Consider the following 24,120-nt stretch of genomic DNA (forward strand, 5'->3'; position numbering starts at 1 on the left):
AGGGACAGCATGAAGCCACAAATCCACAAACCAACCGGCGCCTTCATAGGCGCATCCTGGACCGCATTGCTGGTGGGTGGGATTACCTTCATGGTCGGTTTATGGAATGCGAATATGCAGTTGAATGAAAAGGGCTATTACTTCACCGTTTTCTTGTATGGCCTGTTTTCAGCGGTATCGCTGCAGAAATCCGTACGCGACCGCATGGAGGGCATACCGGTGACAGGCATCTACTTCGGTCTTTGCTGGCTGTCTACCGGCCTCGCGATCCTGCTGCTGGCAGTGGGCCTGTTCAATGCCACGTTGGCGGATAGCGAAAAAGGCTTTTATGCAATGGCCTTCCTGCTCAGCCTGTTTGCTGCCGTTGCCGTGCAAAAGAATGTGCGCGACATTGCGATCATGAACGCAGCAGCAGGTTCACTGGAAGAATAACTCATGCAGGCTCCGGCCTGCGGCGCCGGCCGCTTTGGAGCTAGGCCCACGGAGACTGCCGTTTCCGTGGTATTTTATCCGCCATGGCTTTTACCAATCTGCTGAGGCGGCTCGATCTCACTACCCTGCAACTCTTCCTTGCGATTCACGAGGAACGCACCCTCACGCGTGCCGCGGAGCGTGAGGCGATTGCGGTGTCCGCCGCCAGCAAACGCCTGGTAGAACTGGAGCAGGCGCTGGGAGTGCCGCTTTTCGTGCGCAAGGCCAGGGGCATGGAACTGACACCCGCCGGCGAAACCCTGCTGACGCATGCCAGGCGCATGCTGCTCAGCGTAGAGAACCTGGGCCTGGAATTGTCCGAGCATGCGCAGGGCATACGCGGCTTTGTCCGCATGGTTGCGAATATCTCCGCCATCGTCGAGTTTTTGCCGGAAGACCTGCGCGCCTTCATGCAGATGCATACGCAGATCAAGCTGGACCTGAACGAACGCCCCAGCAATAGCGTGGTCAAGGGCGTGGAAGACGGCTGGGCCGACATCGGCATCTGCTCGTCGGATGTCGATACGCATGAACTGCAGACCGCAGTTTACCGGCGCGACCGGCTGGCACTGGTGATGCGCAGCGACCATCCGCTGGCGGGCCGGCAGCATGTCGCGTTTGCGGAAACCCTGGACAGCGATTACGTCGGCATGCATGCCGACAGTTCCATCAATTCCCGCACCCATCTGGCCGCGCGCGAAGCCGGTCGGACGTTGAAGATGCGCATCCACGTTCCCAGTTTTGATGCGGTATGCCGCATGGCCCAGGTAGGCATGGGCATAGGGCTAGTGCCGCATGATGTATTCCTGGCAATCGGCCGTCCGCTGGGCCTGGTTGCCGTCGCAGTGGATGAGAGCTGGGCGCAGCGTGAGCTGCTGACCGTTGTACGCGATGCAAGCAGCCTGTCGCCGGTGACGGCGGCGCTGTACGATTACCTGTGCAGCGCCGAGCAGCGCGCAGGCAAGCCAAAGCCCTGAAGAAAATTTAAGCCTGGCAGCTCGTGAGCGTTCTCTTTTTGCGAACGCTGGTGGAAAAATGACGATTGGACGCGGCAGGGGTCTTTCACTATCCTGAAAAAAAGATAGATGGAGACTGTAATGAGTGGACCCCTGAAAGGTATCCGTGTCATCGAGATCGGAACCCTGATCGCCGCACCCTTTGCGGCGCGCATGCTGGCCGAGTTCGGCGCTGAAGTGATCAAGATAGAAGCGCCCGATACCGGCGACCCCATACGCAAATGGAGAAAGCTGCACGAGGGAACTTCGCTGTGGTGGTATCTGCAGTCGCGCAATAAAAAATCGATTTCGATCAACCTGAAATCCCCAGCCGGCATAGACATCATCAAACGCCTGGCTACCGATGCCGACATCCTGATAGAAAACTTCAAACCCGGTGCGCTGGAAAAACTCGGCCTCGGCTGGGATGTGCTGCATGCGCTGAACCCGGCGCTGACGATGGTGCGTATTTCCGGCTATGGGCAGACCGGCCCTTACCGCGACCGGCCGGGCTTCGGCGCAATCGGCGAGGCGATGGGCGGCATACGTTTTACCACCGGCGAACCGGATGGCGTGCCGCCGCGGGTCGGCATCAGCCTGGGCGATTCGCTGGCGTCGCTACATGCAGTAATGGGCGCCTTGATGGCGGTATTGCGCGTGAAGACTGGGCAGGGCCAGGGGCAGGTGGTGGATGTGTCGCTGGTCGAAAGCGTGTTCAACCTGATGGAGAGCCTGATCCCGGAATATGATCTGCTCGGCCATGTGCGCCAGCGCAGTGGCGGTTCGCTACCGGGCATTGCTCCATCCAATACCTATCCAACGCGCGACGGCGGCTATGTCGTCATCGCCGGCAATAGCGATCCCATCTTCAAGCGCCTGATGCAGGCGATAGGCCGCACGGATATCGGCAATGATCCAAAGTTTGCGCGCAACGACGGCCGTGTCGCCAACGTGGCCCTGCTGGATGCGGCAATTGCCGGCTGGACTTCCAGCCAGCCGATCGCCACCGTGTTGGCGGTGCTGGAGCAGGCTGCGGTGCCTGCCGGGCGCATCTACTCGGTGCAAGATATCGTCGCCGATCCGCACTACCAGCAGCGCGACATGATCCTGTCTGCGGAATTGCCCGGCGGCGTCAAGGTGAAGATGCCGGGCATCGTGCCAAAATTATCGGAAACTCCCGGTGAAATTCATTGGCAGGGGCCGGCGCTGGGCGCACATACCGATGAATTACTGGCGGGCTTGGGCATGCAGCTGGCCGAGATAGAGCGCCTGAAGCAGGAAGGAGTCGTTCAATGAAAAACCTGGAAACAGATGCAGAGCGCCTGATCGTGCAGGAAGTGGCTCCCAGAGACGGTTTGCAGATAGAACCGACCTGGGTGGCGACCGAGGACAAGATCGCGTTGATAGACCAATTGTCCGGCCTGGGTTTTTCACGCATAGAAGCCGGCTCCTTTGTATCGCCCAGGGCCATTCCTGCACTGCGCGATGGAGCGGAAGTATTCACCCGCATTGCCCGCAAGCCGGGCGTGACCTATGTTGCATTGATCCCCAACCTGAAGGGCGCGCAAAGGGCAATGCTGGCCGGCGCCGACGAACTGAATCTGGTCATGTCTGCCAGCCAGGCGCATAACCGCGCCAATATGCGCATGAGCTGCGAGCAATCATTGGCGGCATTTGCGGAGGTCGTGACGCTGGTACAGGGTGCCAGGCTGCTGGGAACGGCGGTAACGCTGAACGGCACCGTGGCCACGGCTTTCGGTTGCCCGTTTGAAGGAAAAATAGCGGAAGAGCGCGTGCTGTCGCTGGTAGAGCAATACCGGCAGATGGGTATGCAGGGCATCACCCTGGCCGATACCACCGGCATGGCCAATCCACGCCAGGTTGCTGCACTGGTCAAGCGGGTGCTGGCCATCGTGCCCGCTTCCATGTTGACCTTGCATTTCCATAATACCCGCGGCCTGGGATTGACGAATGTGTTGGCAGCCTATGAAGCTGGTGCGCGGCGCTTTGATGCATCGCTGGGCGGGCTGGGCGGTTGTCCCTTCGCACCCGGCGCGTCCGGCAATGTGTGTACTGAAGACCTGGTGAACCTGTGCCACGAAACCGGCATAGCTACAGGCATAGATTTGCCGGCGCTGATCAAGGTGTCGCGCACGCTGCCCGCCCTGCTGGGGCATCAAGTACCCAGCCAGGTTGCCAAGGCCGGCCTGGCGAGCGAGCTGCATCCCATGCCGTGCCAGGAGCTTGCAGCCTGAGTTTTAGTAGTGCAACCACAAGTACAACCACAATAATATGACTAACACTTCGGCGCACTCGCACAGAGGCCCGACAGGAGACAAGATGAATACCCAAAGCACTTTTGCCACAGGGCTGGCAAGCAGCATCACGACTTCACTGGATGAATCAGCCATGGTACGTAAGGTTGCATGGCGCATCATGCCGCTGATAATGATCTGCTACTTGTTTGCTTTTTTCGACCGCATCAATATCAGTTTTGCCAAATTCCAGCTACAGGGCGACCTCGGCCTCAGCGATACGGCTTATGGCTTGGGCGCCAGCCTGTTCGTGGTCGGCTACGTATTGTTTGAAGTACCCAGCAATATGTTCCTGTACAAGGTCGGTGCGCGGCGCTGGATAGCCCGCATCATGATCTCCTGGGGCATTGCCACCGCGGCCATGATCTTTGTTTCCAGCGAATGGCAGTTTTATGGGCTGCGCTTCCTGATCGGTGCGATGGAAGCAGGCTTCGCACCGGGCGTGCTGTACTACTTGACCTTATGGTTTCCTACCGCGTTTCGCGGGCGTATCACATCGCTGCTGTTCCTGGCATCTGCTTTTGCAGGCCTGATCGGCGCGCCGGTTTCAGGCCTGATCCTGAGCAACCTGGAAGGCGTGATGGGCGTGCGCGGCTGGCACTGGCTGTTCCTGCTGGGCGGCTTGCCCTGCATCCTGCTTGGCCTGGTCGTGCTGAGCCAGTTGAAGGACAGGATAGAAGATGCGCAATGGCTGTCCCATGAGGAGCGCGAGCTGCTGCGCAGCCGTATCGCGCACCAGAACAAGGACACCGGCGGGCATTCGTTGCTCGGCGCGATCAAGACACCCGGCTTTTTGACTCTGGGCCTGGTGTACTTCCTGATACAGGTTGCTTCGTACGGGCTTAACTTCTGGGCGCCGCATCTGATCCGCACTGCCGGCACACAAAATCCGACAGTCATCGGTTTGCTGACGGCGATACCCTATATCTGCGGTGCGATCAGCATGGTGCTGGTGGGCCGCATGTCGGATGCCAGCGGAGAGCGCAGGAAGTTCGTGATCGGCCTGATGCTGCTGGCGGCCATAGGCTTCTTCATGGCGGGCATGTTCGACAAGCAGACTGCGCTGCTGGTCTTTGCCTTATGTGCGCTAGGTGCAGGCGTAGTAGCTGCAATCCCGGCGTTCTGGGCCTTGCCGCCCAAGCTGGTGAGCGGCGCCGGTGCAGCCGGCGGCATTGCGCTGATCAATACCCTGGGACAACTGGGCGGCATCGTTAGCCCGGTGATGGTGGGCCGCATCAAGGACATGACGGGCAGCACCACGCCGGCGCTGTATGTAATCGGCTGCATGGCCTTGCTGTGCGTATTGATACTGGCTTATGGCTTGCCGGAAAAATTGCGCAGCAAGGAAAATTCCCGAGTCTAAGGATATATATAAACGTACAAATAGGAAGATATCTAGGCCGGCAGGGTTTGCTGCAATTGCTGGTATAGCGCAAACCTTTCTTTCAGGCCTACCGTGCCGCCATTGATTCTCTTGGTGATCTCGGTGAAGTCTTCCAGATCATTGTCATCGGTCTTGTCGTCGGCCAGCGCATTCAGGCCCCTGGTATTCCAGAACCATGCGGCGCTGAGCGCGGCATTGGGCTTTTGCAAGAGCAGGTCGGGATTGTTAATCAAATCCAGGCCCAGCGCCGCGCCCGCTGCCACATAGTTGGCCCGTCCGGTGATCTGTATGATGCCGCGGCCGCGAAACTGAAAGCCATCGCCGCTGGCTTCGTTGCCATTGCCCAGGCGGTTTGCATAGACAAAGCTGGCAAGTTTCTTCTCGTTGGCGACATAAGGCAGTGCCGATGCTTCGGTGGGAAAGCGCTTCGGCCACACGGCCATCAGGCGCGCGGCGGTTCTGTAAAACAGACCCTCGGTCAAGGTATTGAATTGGCCCGATTCATGGCCTGTTTGTGCCAGGAAGCTGCAGATGCGGTCGCGGGTATTGATCTCGAATTTGTCCAATGCCGGTGATAGTGCCGCTGCCCATCCGGCAGGATCGGTGCACTGTGGGAATACAGTCTTCAGGGTTTGTTCTGTAATCATGGATCTTCCTATTTGCCGGTGGGATTTATTTCTCAGGATATTGTTTTTTGGACATCGCCTTAGTATAGAAGTCGATACGCAAATTACAAGTTGCAAGTTGTGTGGCGGCTAGCCTCGGCCGCGTTTCAAGCGGTGGCCGCGGGCAACAGATGATCAATGCTAGACTTTGCGCTCAGCCCCATTAGCGTCTTAGCTCGCCGTGCGCGCAGCATGAATGGCGTACGTGTATGAGGCTCTTGCGTAAATTATTGTGAGGAGCATTGGATGAAAAAATTGGATAGCGGATTTTGTTTGATGGTGGGCAAGGTATTGCTCGCAGGCTTGTTTTCAATCGCAGCCTCGGTGCATGCGCAAACGGTCGCTGCGCCGCAAGCCAGTACGGCGACCGCAACTGCGGACAATGCCATATTGCTGACCATTTTCCTGAAGCATGACCAGTCGCGTCCCTTGGCGGAGTTGAATGCGCAACTGGCAAAACAAGGCTTCTTCAAAGCATTTCCTCCAGCCGGCACCGAGGTGATGAGCTGGTATGTGACGATGGGCATAGGCCAGGTGATTACCTTGCGCTTTCCGGCTTCGCGGCTGCGCGAAATCAACCGCATCCTGGAAGACACCGCCTGGGGACCGTATCGCACCGAGTTTTATGTCAGCTACGACTACAAGGATGTAGCGATGGGGCAGCACGCAAAAGCGCAGTAGAGCAGCAAGGAAGCAATTCCCGGCGCACTGCCCGTGCGGCCGAGCAGGGAAGACCGCCCGAATCATTCGTATTCGGGCGGTTTTTCTTTTTTTTGGCTGACAGGAAATGGAAAATAGGCTGCGTGACCTTAAATAAACTATAGTTGTTTTTTAAAATTAATTTGCGTATAGTATATTTGTGAGCTGAGCTGAGCTGAGCTGAGCTGAGCTGTAGCAATTCCCCGATTTAAAACAGACCGAGCAAATCGGCTACATCATTGATTGATAACGGAGGAGACATGAACAAGAATATCTGCGCCCTGGCGGCCGCAGTGGGCAGCGCTTTGCTTGCTGCTGCAGCACCGGCGATGGCCGACATCAATGTCGGTATTTCAGTTTGCGCGACCGGGCCCGGCGCCTCGCTGGGAATACCTGAAAAAAATACGGTAGCCCTGTTCCCGACGATGATAGCCGGCGAGAAAGTCAATTACATCGTGCTGGATGATGCGACCGACGCGACCCAGGCTACCAAGAATGCGCGCAAGTTTGTCTCCGAGAACAATGTGGACCTGATCATAGGATCGTCCTCGGTGCCGCCTGCGCTGGCCATTGCCGAGGTCGCCAATGAAAGCAAGACGCCGCAACTGTCGATGTCGCCGATAGAACTGGCCGGCGACAAGAATAAATGGGTATTCCGCACGCCGCAGCATAACGCCGTCATGGCGCAGGCGCTGGCCGAGCATATGAAGGCCAACAAGGTCAAAACCATAGGCTTTATCGGCTACACCGACGGCTATGGCGAGGGCTGGCTCAAGGAAATGAGCAAGGCTGCGGCCGACGCCGGCATGTCCGTGTCCGTCGTAGAAAGATTCAACCGCACCGACACCAGCGTGACCGGCCAGGTGCTGCGGCTGGTGGGCGCCAAGCCGGATGTGATCCTGGTGGCGGCTTCCGGCACGCCCTCCGCATTGCCGCAACTGGCCTTACTGGAGCGCGGATACAAGGGCCAGATCTACCAGACCCACGGCACGGCCACCAGGGAATTCATGCGCGTAGGCGGCAAGGCGGTGGATGGCACGATACTGCCTGTTGGCCCGGTAGTGGTTGCTGCGCAATTGCCGGATAGCCATCCTTCTAAAAAGCTAGGGCTGGAATATACCCGCTTGTATGAAGAAAAATACGGCGCCGGATCCCTGTCTTCTTTCGGCGCTTATGCGCAGGATGCCTATCGCATCTTCGCCGCCGCAGTTCCGGTCGCCTTGAAAAAGGGCAAGCCCGGCACGCCGGAGTTCCGCCTGGCCTTGCGCGATGCAATCGAATCGGAAAAGGAAATCGCGGGCACGCAGGGCGTGTTCAATATGACTGCCGGCGACCATTTTGGCCATGATGCCCGTTCGCGCGTGCTGGTGCGCGTAGAAAAAGGCGACTGGAAACTGATCAATGCACAGTGAGTCCACGACCATGGCTGAATTGAATACTAGCCCTGTGCTGTTTTCCGAGCCACAGGTCAACATGACGCGCCGGGAAGACGGCGCTATTTTCCTGCAGTCGCCCGTGGCGCTGGAACAGCAGGTGCGCTGTCTCGGAGAATACCTGAATCTGTGGGCGGAAAAAGCGCCGCAGCGGGCCTTTCTGCTCGAACGAAATAGCGAGGGCCGCTGGGCCGGAGTGACTTATGCACAGGCACGTGACAAGGTGTACCGCATTGCCACCTGGCTGATCGGGCAAGGCATCGGCACGGATAATCCGGTCGTGGTCCTGTCCGACAATAGTGTCGAGCATGCCTTGCTGATGCTGGCCTGCATGCAGGTGGGCATACCGTATTCGGCGATTTCGCCCGCCTACTCGGTCGTGTCCAGGGATCACGCCAAGCTGAAGGGCTTGATCAGGCGCCTGGCACCGGCCGTGATCTATGTGGCCGACCCCGTCTTGTTTGGGCCAGCGCTGGCCGCGATTGATGGCCTGCACCAGGCGACTATCGTGGTTGCGGATGGCAAGCATGCACCGCCGGCCGGCCTCAATTTTTCCAGTTTGCTGGGCGAAGTGGATGAGCTGGCAGTGGATGCCAGGTTCGCGCAGGTGAATCATGATACCGTAGCCAAGATATTGTTTACCTCCGGCTCCACCAGCGAACCTAAGGGTGTCATCAATACCCAGCGCATGCTGTGCTCTAACCAGCAGGGGAAGTTGCAGGTATGGCCCTTTCTGAAGCAGACGCCGCCGGTGTTGCTGGACTGGCTGCCGTGGAACCACACCTTCGGCAGCAACCACAATTTCAACCTGATCCTGGCAAATGGCGGCACGCTGTATCTGGATGCGGGTAAGCCCATGCCAGGCTTGTTTGATACCAGCATCGCCAACTTGCGCGATGTGGCGCCTACCATGTACCTGAACGTGCCGCGCGGCTTTGACATGCTGGTGCCCATGCTGCGTAGCGATGCTGCGCTACGGCAGCGCTTCTTTTCGCGCCTGCAGGTGATTTTTTATGCAGCCGCCGCTTTGCCGCAGCATCTGTGGGAGGCGCTGGAACAGATATCGCGCGAGGAGCTGGGTTATGTGATCCCCATGGTTACGGCCTGGGGTTCCACCGAGACGGCGCCGCTGGCGACCGATTGCAATTTCCAGGCCGAGCGTTCGGGAGTCATCGGTTTGCCGATTCCCGGTGTCACGCTGAAGCTCTTGCCTTGCGGCGAAAAACTGGAAGTCAGGGTCAAGGGGCCGAATATTACTCCCGGCTACTACAAGCAGCCCGAGCTGTCGCTGAAAGCCTTTGACGACGAGGGTTTTTACATCATGGGCGATGCGGTCAGGTTTGTCGATATGGCCAGACCCCATCTGGGCCTGATCTTCGATGGCCGCATTACCGAAGATTTCAAGCTGTCCAGCGGAACCTGGGTCAGTGTCGGTGCCTTGCGCCTGAGGGTGATAGAAAAAATGGCGCCATTGGTACAGGATGCCATCATCGCCGGGCACGACTGCAATGATATCCGTCTGCTGCTGTTGCCAAACATCGCTGCTTGCCGCCGCCTTAGCGGCAGCAGCGACGATGCAAGCCTGAGCGAGGTGCTGGCGCATCCTGCGGTCAGGGATCATATACGTAGTGCCTTGCATGAGTTGCGCAATACAGGAGCCGGCTCTTCCACTTACGCAAGCCGCGCGCTATTCCTGCAGCAGCCCTTATCCGTGGACGGTAGCGAAATCACGGACAAGGGCTACGTGAATCAGGCGGCAGTGCTGAACAATCGCCATCATCTGGTGGACTTGCTGTATGCGGAACCGGCCGATGCGGAGCTCATTTCCTTGTGATTCCAGTGATGGCCGCCGTCAGTAAAGCGGCAAAAGAAAGAAAAAATAGAGGCAGGTCTAGTAGAACTCATTTCATAAATAGGAGGGAGATGCGTTTGACTTAAAAGCCCACTTTTAAGTCAAACCCTTCGGGAACGGCTCATTTGGGCACATTGCGGCGTTACGCCGCTAGTAAAGGGAACCACCCTTTACGTCGCGACGTGCCTCGTACTGCATCCCAAATGAACTCGTTCGCACTCACCCCTATTTGTGAAATGAGTTCTACAATGTGCTTTTAGAAAGGACATCGACTATGCCGGATCGCAAGGGAAGCGGGAAAAAAACTGCGGTAGCAGACACCGCAAAGGTCGGGAAAGCAGGAAAAAAAAGCAAGAATGCTCCACAGGCGGAGGCAATAGAAGGCGCAGAGCCGGCAAGCGGAAAAGCGGCCGACAAGTCCAGCACGCTGGAAACGACAGAGCTGTCGCTGCAGTTGGGGCAGAGGGTGCGCTCGGCGCGCGCCGCGCGTGCGATGACGATGAAGCAACTGGCTTCCGAGTCCGGGATTTCGCTGCCTTATTTGTCTCGTGTGGAAAAGGGCGACGGCAATATTTCTATCGCCGTATTGTACCGGCTGGCGCTGGCGCTCAATTTGCCGATAGAAAACCTGCTGGCCGATAACGAAAGATATGGCAGTAACTATACGCTGGTCATAGAGTTGCTGAAGCGCCAGTCGCCGGAGCAATTGGCAGAAATCAGGCGTGTACTGGCTGACCATGTATCAGGACGCAAGGGCAATGACACCGCACCGCGCAAGATTGCGCTGATCGGCTTGCGCGGCGCCGGCAAGACGACGCTGGGGCCGCTGATTGCGGCCAAGCTGAAGGTACCGTTTATAGAGTTGAACCGCGAGATAGAACAGGAAGCGGGCATTACGCTGAACGAGATTTTCTGGATCTACGGTCAGGCTGGCTACAGGCGGCTGGAGCAGCGCTGCCTGGAACGCGTAATCGCGACCTATCCGGAGGTGGTGCTGGCCACCGGCGGCGGCATCGTTGCCGAGCCTTCCACCTATGAGTTGTTGCAGCATTCGTTTTACAACATCTGGCTCAGGGCCAGGCCGGAGGAGCATTTTGAGCGGGTAATGGCCCAGCACGATGCGCGCATTGCCAGCCCCCAATTGCGGCAGGAAGCGATGGAAAACATCTTCCGCACGCTGGAAGCAAGGGAAAGTGCCTATCAGCTCGCCCACCTGACGGTGCAGACATCGGGCAAGACCGTGGCAGAAACGGTGAAGGAAGTGGCGGCGCTGCTGTCACGAAAAAAAGCATGAATCAATAGGATGAGTTAATAAGTTAAGTACGGTGAAACAAGAGGTGAGCAAAGCATGAATATCAAACGAGTAGCAGTAGTCGGCACAGGTGTCATCGGTGCCAGCTGGGTGGCCTATTTCCTGGCGCAGGGGCTGGATGTATCGGCGACCGATCCTATGCCGGGGGCGGAAGAAAAATTACGGAACACAGTGCAGCGGCATTGGCCGACGATGGAAAAGCTGGGCCTGGCAGCCGGTGCCTCGATGGACAGGCTGAGTTTCAGCGCTGACCTGGAAACTGCGCTGAAAGATGCCGACTTTGTGCAGGAAAACGGACCGGAACGGGAAGACCTGAAGATAGAATTGTTCCGCCGCATGGATGCGGCCTTGCCTGAACAGGTGATTCTGGCATCCAGCTCCTCGGGCTTGTTGATGAGCCGGGTACAGGCTGCATGCCGCCATCCGGGCCGCGTGGTGCTGGGCCATCCCTTCAATCCGCCGCATATGATACCGCTGGTGGAAGTGATAGGCGGCGAGCAGACTTCGCCACAGGCGGTGCAAACGGCAATGGAGTTTTATGCAGCCATAGGAAAGCGGCCTATCCATCCGCTGAAAGAAGTCAAAGGACATATAGCCAATCGCCTGCAGGCGGCGCTGTGGCGCGAGGCTTTTCATCTGGTGGAGCAGGGCGTTGCCACGGTCAGCGACATCGATACGGCAATCGCCTACGGGCCGGGCCTGCGCTGGGCGCTGATGGGGCCTTTCCTCAATTTGCATCTGTCCGGTGGCGACGGCGGCATACGCCATATGCTGGATCATCTGGGGCCGCCGATAGAAAGCTGGTGGGCCGATCTGGGAGCGCCGTCGATTACCGAAGAATTGAAGCAGAAGATCACCGCAGGTGTGCAGGAAGAATTGCAGCAGCGCCAGTCCAGCGCACTGGAAGCCGAGCGTGACCGCCTGCTGACCGGTCTGATCGATGCCAAAGCCGGATCAAGAACCCTACCCTGAATCTACGTAAAAGCGCAGGACAAAAGCATGACCGATGAAAAAATCTTTGGAGCGCTGAGCGTAGCCCTGTACGGAGCAGTTGCCGTGGTGTCGCTGGACCGGGCGGCCAAGCGCAACGCGCTGAACGACGTGACAATTGCAGAGCTGCGCACTTTTTTCGAAACACTGGACAGCGGCATCAAGGCGGTGGTCATACAGGGCAGTGGCGAACACTTTTGTGCCGGCCTGGATTTGTCCGAAGTACGCGGACGCAGCGCAGCCGAGGCCATGTTCCACTCGCGCTCCTGGCATCACGCATTCGAGCGGATACAGTTCGGGCGGGTACCGGTGATCTCGGTGCTGAAAGGCGCGGTGATAGGCGGCGGACTGGAGCTGGCAGCGGCAACGCATATACGCATTGCCGAGACGAGTGCCTTCTATGCGTTGCCGGAGGGGCAGCGCGGCCTGTTTGTCGGCGGCGGCGGCTCGGTCAGGATACCGCGCCTGGTGGGTGTGCCGTGCATGATGGACATGATGCTGACCGGGCGGGTGCTGGATGCAGAAGAGGGGCTGCGCGCAGGCATATCGCAATACCTGGTTGCGCCGGGGCAGGGGCTGGAGAAAGCGCTGGCGCTGGCACAGAAAATAGCGGCCAATGCACCGTTGACCAATTATGGCGTGCTGCATGTATTGCCGCGCGTGGTAGAGCAATCCATCCAGGACGGCATGGTGACCGAGGCTCTGATGGCTGCGGTGGCGCAGAGCGACCCGGATACGCAGGACAGGCTGACGGCCTTTGTTGACTTCAAGGCAAACAAGGTCAGTCCTGTGCTGTAATCGCACAACAGCGTGTGGTTTCTTTAAGAAAGGGCTTCACGATATTGCCTGATGGCATCATAATCGAAATGATGGAGGGGGCTGGAATACTGTCGTATTTCGCCGCTCTCCTGACAGTGCGAACGCACTGCATAAGCCCACAAAAACAAACAAGGAGACTTACATGAAGAAAATTTTCGCTTTAAGCCTGAGCGCGCTCAGCCTGGCAGCTTCTGTTGCCGCCCATGCAGAACCGGCCAGCAAGGATGCCGCCGTGGCGCTGGTGGACAAGGCGGTCGCCAACGTGAAGAAAAAGGGCGTGGAAGCAGCCTGCAAGGATTTTGCAGACCCTAGCGGCGGTTATATCCAGGGTGAACTGTATGTATTCGTGCAGGACACGCAAGCGAAGATGATCTGCCATGCAACCAATGCCAAGATGAACGGTAAGGACTTGTCGCAGTTGAAGGATGCAGACGGCAAGCAATTTGCCAAGGCCATGTCGGACCTGGCTGTGGCCAAGGGAACGGGCTGGGTTGACTATCAATGGGTGAATCCGGTTACCAAGGAACTGGAACCTAAGTCTTCGTACATCAAGCGCGTCAATGACACGGTGCTGCTGGGTGTGGGCATCTACCGCAAGTAATTCCGTTTTACATGCCGGCCACTGCATGGTGGCCGGGATTTCTGCTACACCCCCAGATACTGCTTTAAAGAATCCTCCGATGCTGCCAGCATGTCGGACTGGCCCGCCAGCACGATACGCCCCTTCTCCAGCACCACTGCCTGGTCGGTTTGCGCCAGCACCGCGCGGAAGTTGCGGTCCACGATCAGCGTGCTGATGCCGGATTCGGCGATTTGCCTTATCACACGCCAGATTTCCTTGACGATCAGCGGCGCCAGGCCCTCGGTGGCTTCATCCAGGACCATTAGCTCGGGATTGGTCATCAGGGCCCTGCCGATAGCCACCATCTGCTGCTCACCGCCGGAAAGCTGCTGGCCGCCATGATCCAGCCGTTCGCGCAGGCGCGGGAAGGTATCCAGCACTCTTTCGTAAGTCCAGTCCTGCCGCCCGTTGTTGCCGCGCCGGGCGCTCATCACCAGGTTTTCGCGCACCGACAGGTTGGGGAAAATGCCGCGGCCTTCCGGCACATAGCCTATGCCCATGCGCGCCATGCGCTCCGGCGCCTGGCCGGTAACATCCTTGTCCTTCCAGTTGATGCGGCCGGAGCTGGCCGGCACATAGCCCATCAGCGTACGTATCAGCGTGGTCTTGCCCATGCCATTGCGGCCCAGCAGGCCTACCGATTGGCCGGGGGCTATCTTCAGGTCCACCCCGTGCAGGATATGGCTCTCGCCATAGTAGGTGTTGATTGCTTGCATCTGCAGCATGACGGTCCTCAGTTAGCGTGTGCTTCACCCAGATAGGCGAGCTGCACTTCCGGGTTGTTGCGTATTGCGGCCGGTGTGTCGCTGGCGATGACCTGGCCGTTAACCATTACGGTGATATGGTCGGCCACGCGGAATACCGCATCCATGTCATGCTCCACCAGCAGCACGGCATGGGCCTGCTTCAGTTGTTCCAGCATGGCCAGCATGCGCTCGGTTTCTTCTGCGCCCATGCCGGCCAGCGGTTCGTCCAATAGCAGCACGCGCGGGCCGGTCGCCAGGCACATCGCAATTTCCAGTTGTCTTTGCTGGCCGTGGCTGAGGCTGCCTGCCGGTGTGGCGGCCGCGTGTGTCAGTCCGGCGATTTCCATCGCGTCGCGGGCACGCGCCAGGCTGCTGCTGCAGGCGGACGCCGCCTGCCATATGGCCCAGGGTTTTTGTGCGGCTGACTGTGCGGCCAGCCGGCAGTTTTCCAGTACATCGAAACTATGGAAGATCGTGGTGCGCTGATAACTGCGCCCGACACCGGCACGGGCGCGGCGCGGCTGCGACCAGCGGCTGATATCCTGGCCGTCAAACGCAATGCTGCCGCCGGATGGCGGGATCTCGCCGGACAGCATATTGATCAATGTCGATTTTCCCGCGCCATTGGTGCCTATCACCGCATGCACCTGGCCCACGTGCAGATCAATGGAAACAGCATCGACCGCAGTCAGGCCGCCAAAGCGGCGGCTCAGGCTGCTCGCACTCATCAGCGGAGCGCGGGTTTGCATATCATGCATCACTGCCTCCTTTGGCTGCGCGCCTGGCGCGTTTCCATATCCCTTTTCGGCCCAGGCCTATCAGGCCATTTGGCAGGAAGGCTACGAACAGTATCATCGTGATCCCCAGGCTGAGTTGCCAGTGCTGCGCAAAGCCGGCAAAGATTGCTTCCGATGAATAAAATTCCTTCAGCAGGATAAAGACCACAGTGCCCAGCACCGCGCCGCGCAAACTGCCCAGGCCGCCCAGTATGATCATCAGCAATACTGCGCCGGATTCATGCCAGGACAATAATTCCGGATTGACGACGCCGGTCCTGGCTGCCATCAGGAAGCCTGCCAGGCCTGCCAGCATGCCTGCGATCACGAAAGCCGCCAGCTTGTAGCCATAGGTGCGGTAGCCGGCAGCGCGCATCCTTTGCTCATTGGTACGGATGCCAGCCAGGGCGCGGCCAAAGCGCGAGCGCTGTATCGTCACCAGCAACAAGTAGCTCACGGCCAGGCTGCCCAGCGCAAAGAAAAAGAAATGCTGCGGCAATTCCAGGTTGACCAGGCTGGTACCGGCGACGGCAAGCACAGGGCGGCTGTTCAGATAGATGCCGTCGCTGCCGCCGGCGATGCCCGTATCGTGGAAGATGAAGAAGGCCATCTGTGCAAAGGCCAGCGTCACCATGATGAAGTACACACCCTTGGTACGTAGGCTCAGCGCGCCGACAAACAGCGCATAAGCGCAGGCCGCCAGCATCGCCAGCGGCAGCATCACGAGTATGCTTCCCGGGCCGTCGTCAGGCACCGTCAAAGCGGTGACGTAGGCGGCGATACCGAAGTAGGCCGCGTGACCCAGGCTGATCAGGCCGGTAGTGCCGACCAGCAGTTCCAGGCTCAGCGCAAAGATCGCATAGATGATGATCTTGACCACCAGATCCTGTGCATACTCGCTCAGCAGCGCGGGCAGCATGCAGGCTGCCAGCAGCACGATAGCCGGCAGCAGCCAGTCCTTGCTCGATTTGGATTTGATGGGTGGCGACATGGCGTTTGCAGCGGTTGCAGTGAGGGGAATGCTCATGAATCAATAACCTTTGCTTTTTAGACCCTGCGGACGCCATACCAGGATGACTGCCATCAGCAGATAAACACTGAGTCCGCTATATTGCGCAAACAAGACCTTGCCGAAAGTATCGACAAAGCCGACCAGCAAGGCAGCAATCAATGCCCCCGAGATCGAACCTATGCCGCCGATCACCACCACGACAAAGCAGATGATCAGTATCTGGCCGCCCATGCCTGGGTACACCGAGCTGACCGGGGCGGCGATCATGCCGGCCAGCGCCGCCAGTGCGACACCGGCGGCGAACACGATGCGGTACAGCAAACGGATGTTGATACCCAGGCCGCGCACCATATCGCGGTTGCTGGCGCCAGCCCGTATCATCATGCCCAGCCGGGTACGGTTGACGACGTAATACAGGCCTATGGCAACCGCAATACAGGTCGCCGATGCAAACAGGTTATATACGGGGTATTTCATCAGGTCGCCGAGCGAGATCGCGCCGGACAGCCATTCCGGCAGCCTGACACCGTGCACATCATTGCCGGCCAGGATGCTGCGCAACTCCTCGAACACCAGTATCAACGAGTAAGTCATCAGCACCTGCTGCAGGTGGTCGCGCTGGTACAGGTAGCTGAAGAACACCCATTCCAGCACAAAGCCGAAGATCACGGACAGCACCACGCCCGTTGCCATCTGCAGCAGGAACTGGTCGCCGAAAACCGGCGCCAGTGCATACGCCATATACGCGCCCAGCATGTAGAAACTGCCATGCGCGAGATTGATGACGCCCATGATGCCGAAAATCAGCGTCAAGCCGCTTGCCACCAGGAAAAGCAAGAGCCCGTACTGAATGGAGTTCAGGCACTGGACGAGAAATGTAGAAAATTCCATGGCTACCCTGCGCTGCTGTTCGATGTGAAAATTCTATGCAAGCACTTTGAGGTGAAAATTTAATGCCAGCGTTTTAAGAAGAGCGAGTCCGCAGCGTAGTGCGCGCAGGCTCGCCCGCCCCTACACCGATTACATCTTGCAGCCCTTGGCAGGATCGGCCAGTGCCTTGATGGCAATGCCTTTCATTTCATTGATATTGCCCTTCACCTGGCGAAGATAAATATCCTGCACAGGATTGTGCGCCGCAGATAGCGTGAATTTACCGCGCGGGCTGTCCACCTGGCTGCTTGCCATGCCTGCAATCACCTTGTCGCGGTTCTTGATGTCGCCACCGGCGGCTTTCAGGCCCGATTCCAGCAATTGCGCTGCGTCATAGCCCTGTACCGCATACACGTCGGCATTGGTTTTATAGGTCTTGGCAAAATTCAGGCGGAAGGCATTGTCGCGCGGCGTGTTCAGGTTGTCCGCATAGTGCAGTGTCGTGGTCAGGCCTTGCGCCGCCGCACCCTGTGCGTCTATCGTGCCGTCGGTCAGGAAGCCGGGGCCGTATAGCGGTATCGTCTTGTTCAGCCCAGCCGCTGCATAATCCTTGACGAACTTGACTGCGCCGCCTCCGGCAAAAAAGGCATATACGGCATCCGGTTTTTGCGCGGCGATTTCAGTCAGCAAGGCCTGGAATTCCACATTGGGGAAGGCCAGGGTCAGGTTTTGCGTTACCTTGCCGCCACCTTTTTCAAAGCCGTCGACAAAACCCTTGGCCGATTCATTGCCTGCCGCATAGTTCCAAGTGATGGTCATCGCCTTCTTGTGGCCGTTCTTGGCCGCGACCACGCCCATCGCATATGCCGGCTGCCAGTTGGTGAATGAAGTGCGGAATACATTCTTTGCACACATCGCACCGGTGATCGCATCTGCTCCTGCATTCGGCACGATCAGCAGCGTATTGCTTTCGCGTGCAGCCTTGGCCATGGCCAGCGCGACGCCGGAGTGCACGGTGCCCACCAGTACATCGACCTGGTCGCGCTTGATGAGCTTGTTAACATTGTCGGTCGCCTTGGCCGGATCAGACTCGTCGTCAACCTTGAAGTATTGTATGTCGCGCCCGGCCAGCTTGCCGCCCTGTTCGGCGACGTACAACTTGAAGCCGTTTTCTATCATTTCACCCAGGTTGGCATAGGTGCCGGTGGCCGGCAGCATCAGGCCGACCTTGATAGGCGTGGTCTGTGCGCAGGCCAGCGTTGAGCACAGCAGCATCGCCGCCAGTGCAGCTATTTTGGTTTTCATTTTTTTGTCTCCTGTTATTACGGCGTTCAATGGCATCTTTTAATGACGTCTTTTTGCGCCTTGTTGAACATACCGCCCTCATTGATTTTTTTTAACTACATCTGCTGTACCGCCTTGATGAATTGCCCTGCCTTGTTACTCAATACCTCCGCCTGATCACGGTGGGGTGAGTGCCCGCATTGCGGAATCACCTGCAATACCGCCTGCGCGACCTGGTCTTGTATGCCGGTGATCTGCGCCAGCGTGCCGTATTCGTCGTCTTCTCCCTGCACCGCCAGCATCGGGCAGGCGATGGACGGGAGATATGCTTCTATATTCCAGGAGCGGAACTCAGGGTCCAGCCAGACATCGTTCCAGCCCCAGAATGCAGAATCCACGTCGTCATGGTGGCGTGCCAGCCGCTCACGCAAGCCCTGCTGCAAATAAGTTTCGCGGGCGACACCGATGGCTGCGACCGTCATGTCCTCCACAAAAATATGCGGTGCTACCACCACGATGCCGCTGACCATATCGGGATAGCGTGCCGCGTACAGCAATGCAATCGAGCCGCCATCGCTATGGCCGAACAGCCAGGGTTTTTCCAGCCCTATTTTCTTGAAAAACAGCGGCAATACTTCAAATGCCTGCCTCTGCATGAAGTCCACCGGAAAACGTTCGGCCGCCGGCCTGGCCGTGGATCTTCCATAGGCATAGCGGGAAAAAACCAGGCCGCTGAAGCCGTTACGCGAGCAGAATTGTTCCGGAAAATCCTTCCACAGCGATACCGATCCCAGCCCCTCGTGCAGGAAGACCACCACAGGCTGATCCGACTTTTTCACGCCTACCCATTGGTATTCCAGTTGGATATTACGCCCATTCCAGTCTATTTCGGCGAACAGCGGCGATTGATTTTCATGCTCTGCAACCATGCTTAATGGCCTTCCGCTGCGCGTAGTTTGAAACGCTGTATTTTGCCGGTGGCTGTCTTGGGCAGTAATTGCACGAAAGAAATGTCGCGCGGATATTTATGCGGCGCCAGGCGTGACTTGACGAACTTTTTCAAATCGTCCTCCAGTTCGCCGCAGGCGGATTCCGGATGCCGCAGCACCACAAAAGCCTTGGTCTTGGTCAGTCCATCCGCATCCGGCACGCCGATGACCGCGCACTCCAGCACTGAGTCATGGCCCATCAATGCGGATTCGACTTCTATCGGCGACACATACTGGCCGCTGACTTTCAGCATGTCGTCGCTGCGGCCTGCATAGGTATAGTAACCGTCTGCATCAATCGAATACTTGTCACCGCTCTTGACCCAGTCGCCGACGAAGGTGGAGCGGCTTTTTTCGCGGTTGGCCCAGTACAGCAATGCTGCGCTGGGGCCGCGTATGTACAGGTCGCCGATTTCGCCGTTCGGCACGGCGTGACCGTTGTCGTCGCGCAATTCCAGCTGGTAGCCGGGTACCGGCCTGCCGGTAGAGCCGTAATGCACGTCGCCCTCCCGGTTGGACAGGAAGATATGCAGCATTTCGGTGGAGCCCAGGCCATCCAGGATGTGGCAATCAAAATGATGATGGAATCTTTCTCCGACTTCCCTGGACAGGGCTTCCCCCGCAGAGGCGCAGATGCGCAGCGCGACTTGTTCTTTGGCCGGTAGCTCGTCCGAGGCCAGCATCGCTACATACAAGGTGGGCACGCCGCAAAACACGGTGGGCCGGTGTTCCGTCAGGCGCTTGAATACCGCAGGCGGGGTAGGACGTTCCGGCATCAGTACCGTAGTGGCTCCCACGCTGAGCGGAAAGGTCAGAGCATTTCCCAGGCCATAGGCAAAGAACAGTTTTGCCGCAGAAAATACCAGATCGGATTCGCGCACTCCCAATACGGGTTTTCCATACAGCTCTGCGGTCCAGAACAGGTTGGCATGTGAATGCACGGTACCCTTGGGCCGGCCGGTGGAGCCGGAGGAGTATAGCCAGAAGGCGAAGTCGTCGGCTCGTGTCCTGGCAAAATCAGCCTCTGCCAGCGGCGCGGTGTCCAGCACGCTGGCAAAACTCAGCGCTCCCGCGACACTGGCCGCACCTTGGCCGGTAATGATGATCTTGGGCTGTGTGGCCAAGGCGGCCAGCGCTTCCTGTACCACCGGCCACAAAGCCTCCGACACGACCACGGCGCTGGCGGTGCTGTGCTCCAGCATATAGCTATAGTCGGCAGCAGGCAGCAGCGTGTTCACAGGCACCGGCACAATGCCGGCCAGCATTGCACCCAGCAGGGCGACCGGCATATCCACGGTATCCTGCATCACCAGCAAGATACGTTCTTCGCGGTGTATGCCGGCCAGTTTCAGGCCTGCGGCAAAGCGGCGTGAAGCCTGTGCCAGTTCGCCATAGCTGAGTTTCCGGTTGTCGTCGATATATGCGGTCTTGCCAGCGCGGTCCTGATTCAACTCCAGGATGTGCCGGGCGAAATTGAATTGTTCCGGAAGCTTGATTTCTGATACATCTATTTCTGATACATCTGCCTGATCCATTGCTGTCTCTCCTCCAACATTCCTGGCTGCACTGCCGCTGGGTAAACCCGCCTTGTTATTTGCCGTCTGAAATCAATGTTCAGACGATCCAGGCTTTTGCGGTAGCAGATAAATTTTCCAGCGTTTGTGCTGATCCCTGTATCGCGCTGCGGCGATGGTAGAAGGCCAGGCCTCGCAGGCCGCCCAGTTCCTCGCCGCCGCCGGCACGTCCAGGTCCGCCGTGAATGGATCCCGGCATCACATTGCCGTGGCCGGTCTGGGTCTTTGCCACTTCCGGCGTGACCGTATGCACCCGTCCATGCGATGCCGCCAGCGCCTGTGCAGTACGGGCCAGCCAGGCACTGTCTTCACTGAAGGCCGATGCCACTAATGAACCCAGGCCGCGCTGCGCCAGTGCCAGCGCATGCTCGGTGTCTCTATAGCCGAGCAGGGTAGAGACAGGGCCGAAGACTTCATGGTCGTGCACCAGCGTAGCCTGGTCCGCATCCCGTATGCCAAACAGCGTTGGCGACACACAGGCCGCTATGGCAGGATCTGCATCGACCAGGGGCTGGCTGGAACCGCCATGGATGGTTTGCGCTTCGCCGGCCAGCTTGCGTATGCCGGCTTGCACATTGTCGTATTGCTCGCGGCTTACCAGCGAGCCCATGCGCACTTCTTCATTACGAGGATTGCCGACCTTGATCTGCGCCAGCTTGGCGGAAGCCGCCTCGGCCACCGCGCTGAATATACCGGCAGGCACCAGCGCGCGGCGTATCGCCGTGCAGCGCTGCCCGCTCTTGGTACTCATTTCACGCACCAGTTCGCTGACATAGGCATCAAAGGATGGCGTGCCCGGCAAGGCATCCGGTCCGAGTATCGAGCAATTCAGGCTATCCGCCTCCACATTGACCCTGACCGAGTGACGCGCCACCGCATCATGCGAGCGTATCGCCACAGCCGTGTCGGCGGAGCCTGTGAATGACAGCACATCAAAAGGCCGCAGCTGGTCGAGCAAGCCGGCGGAGCTGCCGCAGACGATGGACAGTGCACCGGGCGGCAGGATGCCGGCGGCAATCACGTCGGCCACCATGCGCTGCGTGAGCCATGCGGTGACGGTTGCCGGCTTGATGATGACAGGCACGCCGGACAAGAGTGCCGGAGCAGCCTTTTCCCACAAGCCCCAGGACGGAAAATTAAAAGCATTGATGAATAGCGCGACGCCGCGCACCGGCGTCAGGATATGCTGCGACTGGAACAGCTTGTCCTTCGAGTAAATGGCGGGGCTGCCGTCCAAAAGCAATCTGGCATCGCCGAGGCCGGCGCCGAGTTTGGCGTAATAGCCCAGCGTGAACAAGGCGCCTTCGATATCGACGCCGGAATCAGCCTTGGTCGTACCGGAATTGGCAAGCGAGATGTCGTAGTAGGCATCGCGGTTGGCCTGCAATACCTTCAGCACCTGGTCCAGCATGGCGGCGCGCTCGCCATAGCTCATTGCCTGCAATGCGGCCGAGCCTTGCGTACGCGCAAAATCAAAGCCGGCCTGCAGGTTTTCGGCCTTGCCGCCGGTGCTGGCGATGTGTGCGCCGGTGATGGGGTCCAGCAGCTTGTTTACCGGTTCAGCCCGTGCCTGCCATGCGCCGCCGAGATAATTTTGCAGATAATTCGTCATAGAGTGCCTGGATGTCCGTTGGATATATAAATAAGGTAGGAGATGGGGACTAGGGCCTGGTTGATGCGCTAGGCCGCTGCGCTGAAATGGATTGCGCCTTGCGGCAGCAGGTAGAGTACGAAGGCGCGGCCCCGGCTGACGGTGGGGCTGTGGGCGCTGCCTGCTTCGTACACGCACCAGCCTGCCGGCCTGTCGTCAAACACCGCTTCACTGGTCAGCGGCATGATCAAGTCGATCTCGCCGTTAGGATGGCTGTGGTGGGGACCGGCGATATCCTGCATGTCGACCACGTCCACGCTGAAGCCATGCGTGGCATCGGAGGCTTTCAGCACCCTGCCGTAGCGGATGCCGCCGCCCTCGCGATTGCACATCCAGCCTTCGCTGGTGCCGGTCACGCAGGCATCGAAGATGGCTTCATAGATAGGGCTGCCTGGTCCGTGTTCTGCATTCAGGTGCGCTTCGAGCGCGGCACCCAGCGGTATCCCGGCGATTTCTTCAGTGAGACGGGCGATAAGTTTTTGAAAAGCCTGCGCATCCATCGTTTACAATCTCCAGATTGTTGCATCTATAGTGCATACATTTTTTTAGAAAGTGCACTGAAGGTGTGATTTCTGTGAAGTGTAGGTGTAATATCTTGCATGTGTCAAGTATTGGGTGCATATTATATTTCATGAAGTAATCCTCAACTCTGGAAAAGCAGTGCATGAACGACATAAGTAATCAAGCAATCTCGGGCGAGTCGCCGGGGGAGGTAAAAGACCTGTTTTTGATCGCGCTGGGGGACAGGCTGCGCGCGCTAAGGTCCAGGCGCGGCCTGACCCGCAAGGCGCTGGCGCGCCTGGCCGATGTTTCCGAGCGCCATCTTGCCAATGTGGAATCCGGTGTCGGCAATGCGTCCATACAATTCCTGCGGCAACTGACGGCGGTGCTGAATTGCACGCTGGCCGAAATGATAGGCGATGAAACCGCAACCTCGCCGGAATGGCTGATGATACGCGAGGTGCTGCGCGGCCGTTCCGATGCGGAGCTGGCGCAGGCACGTGCTGCCTTGTCCGGCGTATTTGAGACGCCCACCAGCGAAAAGGCCAGGCGCCAGAGGGTGGCGCTAATAGGTTTGCGCGGAGCAGGAAAATCCTCGATAGGACGCATGCTGGCTGACCGCTGGGTGGTGCCCTTCATTGAGCTGAATCGCCAGATAGAAACCCTGGCCGGTTGCAGCGTGGCCGAGATCCATGCCCTGTATGGGCAGAACGCCTACCGCCGCTATGAATACCGGGCGCTGGAAGATGCGATCCAGCGCTATCCGCAGGCAGTGATCGCGACGCCGGGCGGCATCGTATCCGATCCGGCCACCTTTAATCTGCTGCTGTCGCATTGCTATACAGTATGGCTGAAGGCTTCGCCGGAAGAGCATATGAGCCGCGTGGTGGCACAGGGCGATACCCGTCCGATGTCGGGTAACCGCGAGGCGATGCAAGACTTGAAGGAAATCATCCAGAGCCGCACCCCTTTTTACTCCAAGGCCGATGAAACCTTTGATACCAGCGAACTGACCCAGGAAGGCGCTTTCCTGGCGCTGGATGATCAGCTGCGGTCCATGGCCCTGTCCAAGTAGCGCTGTTTCAATTTCCTCCCTGATGCCGGCTGAGTCCGGCATTTTTTCCGCCTGTTTCTGTTTGCCTGCAGCGAATCTCCTCGAA

General features: G+C 58.3%; 23 protein-coding genes. 13 read left to right on the forward strand and 10 right to left on the reverse strand.

What is annotated here, in order from left to right:
- Window positions 1–9 precede the first annotated feature (9 nt).
- The 5 genes from yiaA to IEW12_RS25815 all read left to right on the forward strand — a co-directional run bounded on the left by yiaA (window position 10) and on the right by IEW12_RS25815 (window position 5,144).
- Complete coding sequence (yiaA, locus tag IEW12_RS25795) at window positions 10–432, forward strand: inner membrane protein YiaA (RefSeq protein ID WP_188569021.1); 423 nt, start codon at window positions 10–12, stop codon at window positions 430–432.
- An 83-nt stretch (window positions 433–515) separates the two neighbouring features.
- Window positions 516–1,448 (forward strand): LysR family transcriptional regulator, encoded by a 933-nt coding sequence (locus IEW12_RS25800; protein WP_188569022.1) that lies wholly within the window; start codon window positions 516–518, stop codon window positions 1,446–1,448.
- 120 nt (window positions 1,449–1,568) lie between these two features.
- Window positions 1,569–2,762 (forward strand): CaiB/BaiF CoA transferase family protein, encoded by a 1,194-nt coding sequence (locus IEW12_RS25805; protein ID WP_188569023.1) that lies wholly within the window; start codon window positions 1,569–1,571, stop codon window positions 2,760–2,762.
- The gene (locus tag IEW12_RS25810; RefSeq protein WP_188569024.1) at window positions 2,759–3,721 is read left to right on the forward strand and encodes a hydroxymethylglutaryl-CoA lyase; all 963 of its coding nucleotides are present in this window, start codon (window positions 2,759–2,761) and stop codon (window positions 3,719–3,721) included. Before IEW12_RS25805 ends, IEW12_RS25810 begins: the two co-directional genes overlap by 4 nt.
- 154 nt (window positions 3,722–3,875) lie before the next feature.
- Window positions 3,876–5,144, forward strand: coding sequence for an MFS transporter (locus IEW12_RS25815; protein WP_229751369.1), 1,269 nt, complete (start codon window positions 3,876–3,878; stop codon window positions 5,142–5,144).
- 32 nt (window positions 5,145–5,176) lie between these two features.
- On the opposite strand, the gene IEW12_RS25820 is transcribed toward IEW12_RS25815, so the two are convergent.
- Window positions 5,177–5,812 (reverse strand): glycoside hydrolase family 19 protein, encoded by a 636-nt coding sequence (locus IEW12_RS25820; RefSeq protein WP_188569026.1) that lies wholly within the window; start codon window positions 5,810–5,812, stop codon window positions 5,177–5,179.
- 294 nt (window positions 5,813–6,106) lie between these two features.
- On the opposite strand from IEW12_RS25820, the gene IEW12_RS25825 reads away from it, so the two are divergent.
- From IEW12_RS25825 to IEW12_RS25855, 7 genes are all read left to right on the forward strand, one after another.
- The gene (locus IEW12_RS25825) at window positions 6,107–6,511 is read left to right on the forward strand and encodes a hypothetical protein (protein ID WP_188569133.1); all 405 of its coding nucleotides are present in this window, start codon (window positions 6,107–6,109) and stop codon (window positions 6,509–6,511) included.
- 278 nt (window positions 6,512–6,789) lie between these two features.
- Entirely contained in the window at window positions 6,790–7,941 is a 1,152-nt protein-coding gene (locus IEW12_RS25830) for an ABC transporter substrate-binding protein (protein ID WP_188569027.1), read from the forward strand.
- Window positions 7,931–9,796 (forward strand): feruloyl-CoA synthase, encoded by a 1,866-nt coding sequence (locus IEW12_RS25835; RefSeq protein ID WP_229751359.1) that lies wholly within the window; start codon window positions 7,931–7,933, stop codon window positions 9,794–9,796. The genes IEW12_RS25830 and IEW12_RS25835 overlap by 11 nt, the downstream gene beginning before the upstream one ends.
- 292 nt (window positions 9,797–10,088) lie before the next feature.
- Complete coding sequence (locus IEW12_RS25840) at window positions 10,089–11,108, forward strand: helix-turn-helix transcriptional regulator (protein ID WP_188569028.1); 1,020 nt, start codon at window positions 10,089–10,091, stop codon at window positions 11,106–11,108.
- 54 nt (window positions 11,109–11,162) lie between these two features.
- Window positions 11,163–12,098 (forward strand): 3-hydroxyacyl-CoA dehydrogenase NAD-binding domain-containing protein, encoded by a 936-nt coding sequence (locus tag IEW12_RS25845; protein ID WP_188569029.1) that lies wholly within the window; start codon window positions 11,163–11,165, stop codon window positions 12,096–12,098.
- Window positions 12,099–12,125: 27 nt separating this feature from the next.
- Entirely contained in the window at window positions 12,126–12,914 is a 789-nt protein-coding gene (locus tag IEW12_RS25850) for a crotonase/enoyl-CoA hydratase family protein (RefSeq protein WP_188569030.1), read from the forward strand.
- Between the two features lie 163 nt (window positions 12,915–13,077).
- Window positions 13,078–13,536, forward strand: coding sequence for a cache domain-containing protein (locus tag IEW12_RS25855; RefSeq protein WP_188569031.1), 459 nt, complete (start codon window positions 13,078–13,080; stop codon window positions 13,534–13,536).
- 44 nt (window positions 13,537–13,580) lie between these two features.
- On the opposite strand, the gene IEW12_RS25860 is transcribed toward IEW12_RS25855, so the two are convergent.
- From IEW12_RS25860 to IEW12_RS25900, 9 genes are all read right to left on the reverse strand, one after another.
- Window positions 13,581–14,282, reverse strand: coding sequence for an ABC transporter ATP-binding protein (locus IEW12_RS25860; RefSeq protein ID WP_188569032.1), 702 nt, complete (start codon window positions 14,280–14,282; stop codon window positions 13,581–13,583).
- Between the two features lie 8 nt (window positions 14,283–14,290).
- Window positions 14,291–15,061 carry an ABC transporter ATP-binding protein gene (locus tag IEW12_RS25865; protein ID WP_229751360.1) on the reverse strand — a complete coding sequence of 257 codons (771 nt, stop codon included), beginning with the start codon at window positions 15,059–15,061 and terminating at the stop codon, window positions 14,291–14,293.
- Window positions 15,054–16,106, reverse strand: a complete 1,053-nt coding sequence (locus IEW12_RS25870) for a branched-chain amino acid ABC transporter permease (protein ID WP_371874584.1) — start codon at window positions 16,104–16,106, stop codon at window positions 15,054–15,056. The genes IEW12_RS25865 and IEW12_RS25870 overlap by 8 nt, the downstream gene beginning before the upstream one ends.
- Before the next feature lie 3 nt (window positions 16,107–16,109).
- Window positions 16,110–16,982 carry a branched-chain amino acid ABC transporter permease gene (locus tag IEW12_RS25875; RefSeq protein ID WP_188569033.1) on the reverse strand — a complete coding sequence of 291 codons (873 nt, stop codon included), beginning with the start codon at window positions 16,980–16,982 and terminating at the stop codon, window positions 16,110–16,112.
- A 129-nt stretch (window positions 16,983–17,111) separates the two neighbouring features.
- Window positions 17,112–18,236, reverse strand: coding sequence for an ABC transporter substrate-binding protein (locus IEW12_RS25880; protein WP_229751371.1), 1,125 nt, complete (start codon window positions 18,234–18,236; stop codon window positions 17,112–17,114).
- 125 nt (window positions 18,237–18,361) lie between these two features.
- Window positions 18,362–19,174: an alpha/beta fold hydrolase gene (locus IEW12_RS25885; RefSeq protein WP_188569035.1), complete on the reverse strand. Its 813-nt coding sequence runs from the start codon at window positions 19,172–19,174 to the stop codon at window positions 18,362–18,364.
- A 2-nt stretch (window positions 19,175–19,176) separates the two neighbouring features.
- Window positions 19,177–20,769, reverse strand: coding sequence for a benzoate-CoA ligase family protein (locus IEW12_RS25890; protein ID WP_188569036.1), 1,593 nt, complete (start codon window positions 20,767–20,769; stop codon window positions 19,177–19,179).
- Window positions 20,770–20,848: 79 nt separating this feature from the next.
- Window positions 20,849–22,420 carry a 3,4-dehydroadipyl-CoA semialdehyde dehydrogenase gene (locus IEW12_RS25895; protein ID WP_188569037.1) on the reverse strand — a complete coding sequence of 524 codons (1,572 nt, stop codon included), beginning with the start codon at window positions 22,418–22,420 and terminating at the stop codon, window positions 20,849–20,851.
- Between the two features lie 68 nt (window positions 22,421–22,488).
- On the reverse strand, window positions 22,489–22,959 hold the full coding sequence (locus IEW12_RS25900; protein ID WP_188569038.1) for a DUF4863 family protein: 471 nt from the start codon (window positions 22,957–22,959) through the stop codon (window positions 22,489–22,491).
- A 164-nt stretch (window positions 22,960–23,123) separates the two neighbouring features.
- On the opposite strand from IEW12_RS25900, the gene IEW12_RS25905 reads away from it, so the two are divergent.
- On the forward strand, window positions 23,124–24,035 hold the full coding sequence (locus IEW12_RS25905; protein ID WP_188569039.1) for a helix-turn-helix transcriptional regulator: 912 nt from the start codon (window positions 23,124–23,126) through the stop codon (window positions 24,033–24,035).
- The last annotated feature ends 85 nt before the right edge of the window (window positions 24,036–24,120 follow it).

Origin of the sequence: Parundibacterium terreum, from assembly GCF_014636315.1 — a bacterium.
Lineage (GTDB): Bacteria > Pseudomonadota > Gammaproteobacteria > Burkholderiales > Burkholderiaceae_D > Undibacterium > Undibacterium terreum.

Coding starts and splice junctions, on each gene's coding strand:
- yiaA (WP_188569021.1), top strand. CDS start 10: ATGAAGCCACAAATCCACAAACCAACCGGCGCCTTCATAGGCGCATCC.
- IEW12_RS25800 (WP_188569022.1), top strand. CDS start 516: ATGGCTTTTACCAATCTGCTGAGGCGGCTCGATCTCACTACCCTGCAA.
- IEW12_RS25805 (WP_188569023.1), top strand. CDS start 1,569: ATGAGTGGACCCCTGAAAGGTATCCGTGTCATCGAGATCGGAACCCTG.
- IEW12_RS25810 (WP_188569024.1), top strand. CDS start 2,759: ATGAAAAACCTGGAAACAGATGCAGAGCGCCTGATCGTGCAGGAAGTG.
- IEW12_RS25815 (WP_229751369.1), top strand. CDS start 3,876: ATGGTACGTAAGGTTGCATGGCGCATCATGCCGCTGATAATGATCTGC.
- IEW12_RS25820 (WP_188569026.1), bottom strand. CDS start 5,812: ATGATTACAGAACAAACCCTGAAGACTGTATTCCCACAGTGCACCGAT.
- IEW12_RS25825 (WP_188569133.1), top strand. CDS start 6,107: ATGGTGGGCAAGGTATTGCTCGCAGGCTTGTTTTCAATCGCAGCCTCG.
- IEW12_RS25830 (WP_188569027.1), top strand. CDS start 6,790: ATGAACAAGAATATCTGCGCCCTGGCGGCCGCAGTGGGCAGCGCTTTG.
- IEW12_RS25835 (WP_229751359.1), top strand. CDS start 7,931: ATGCACAGTGAGTCCACGACCATGGCTGAATTGAATACTAGCCCTGTG.
- IEW12_RS25840 (WP_188569028.1), top strand. CDS start 10,089: ATGCCGGATCGCAAGGGAAGCGGGAAAAAAACTGCGGTAGCAGACACC.
- IEW12_RS25845 (WP_188569029.1), top strand. CDS start 11,163: ATGAATATCAAACGAGTAGCAGTAGTCGGCACAGGTGTCATCGGTGCC.
- IEW12_RS25850 (WP_188569030.1), top strand. CDS start 12,126: ATGACCGATGAAAAAATCTTTGGAGCGCTGAGCGTAGCCCTGTACGGA.
- IEW12_RS25855 (WP_188569031.1), top strand. CDS start 13,078: ATGAAGAAAATTTTCGCTTTAAGCCTGAGCGCGCTCAGCCTGGCAGCT.
- IEW12_RS25860 (WP_188569032.1), bottom strand. CDS start 14,282: ATGCTGCAGATGCAAGCAATCAACACCTACTATGGCGAGAGCCATATC.
- IEW12_RS25865 (WP_229751360.1), bottom strand. CDS start 15,061: ATGCATGATATGCAAACCCGCGCTCCGCTGATGAGTGCGAGCAGCCTG.
- IEW12_RS25870 (WP_371874584.1), bottom strand. CDS start 16,106: ATGAGCATTCCCCTCACTGCAACCGCTGCAAACGCCATGTCGCCACCC.
- IEW12_RS25875 (WP_188569033.1), bottom strand. CDS start 16,982: ATGGAATTTTCTACATTTCTCGTCCAGTGCCTGAACTCCATTCAGTAC.
- IEW12_RS25880 (WP_229751371.1), bottom strand. CDS start 18,236: ATGCTGCTGTGCTCAACGCTGGCCTGCGCACAGACCACGCCTATCAAG.
- IEW12_RS25885 (WP_188569035.1), bottom strand. CDS start 19,174: ATGGTTGCAGAGCATGAAAATCAATCGCCGCTGTTCGCCGAAATAGAC.
- IEW12_RS25890 (WP_188569036.1), bottom strand. CDS start 20,769: ATGGATCAGGCAGATGTATCAGAAATAGATGTATCAGAAATCAAGCTT.
- IEW12_RS25895 (WP_188569037.1), bottom strand. CDS start 22,420: ATGACGAATTATCTGCAAAATTATCTCGGCGGCGCATGGCAGGCACGG.
- IEW12_RS25900 (WP_188569038.1), bottom strand. CDS start 22,959: ATGGATGCGCAGGCTTTTCAAAAACTTATCGCCCGTCTCACTGAAGAA.
- IEW12_RS25905 (WP_188569039.1), top strand. CDS start 23,124: ATGAACGACATAAGTAATCAAGCAATCTCGGGCGAGTCGCCGGGGGAG.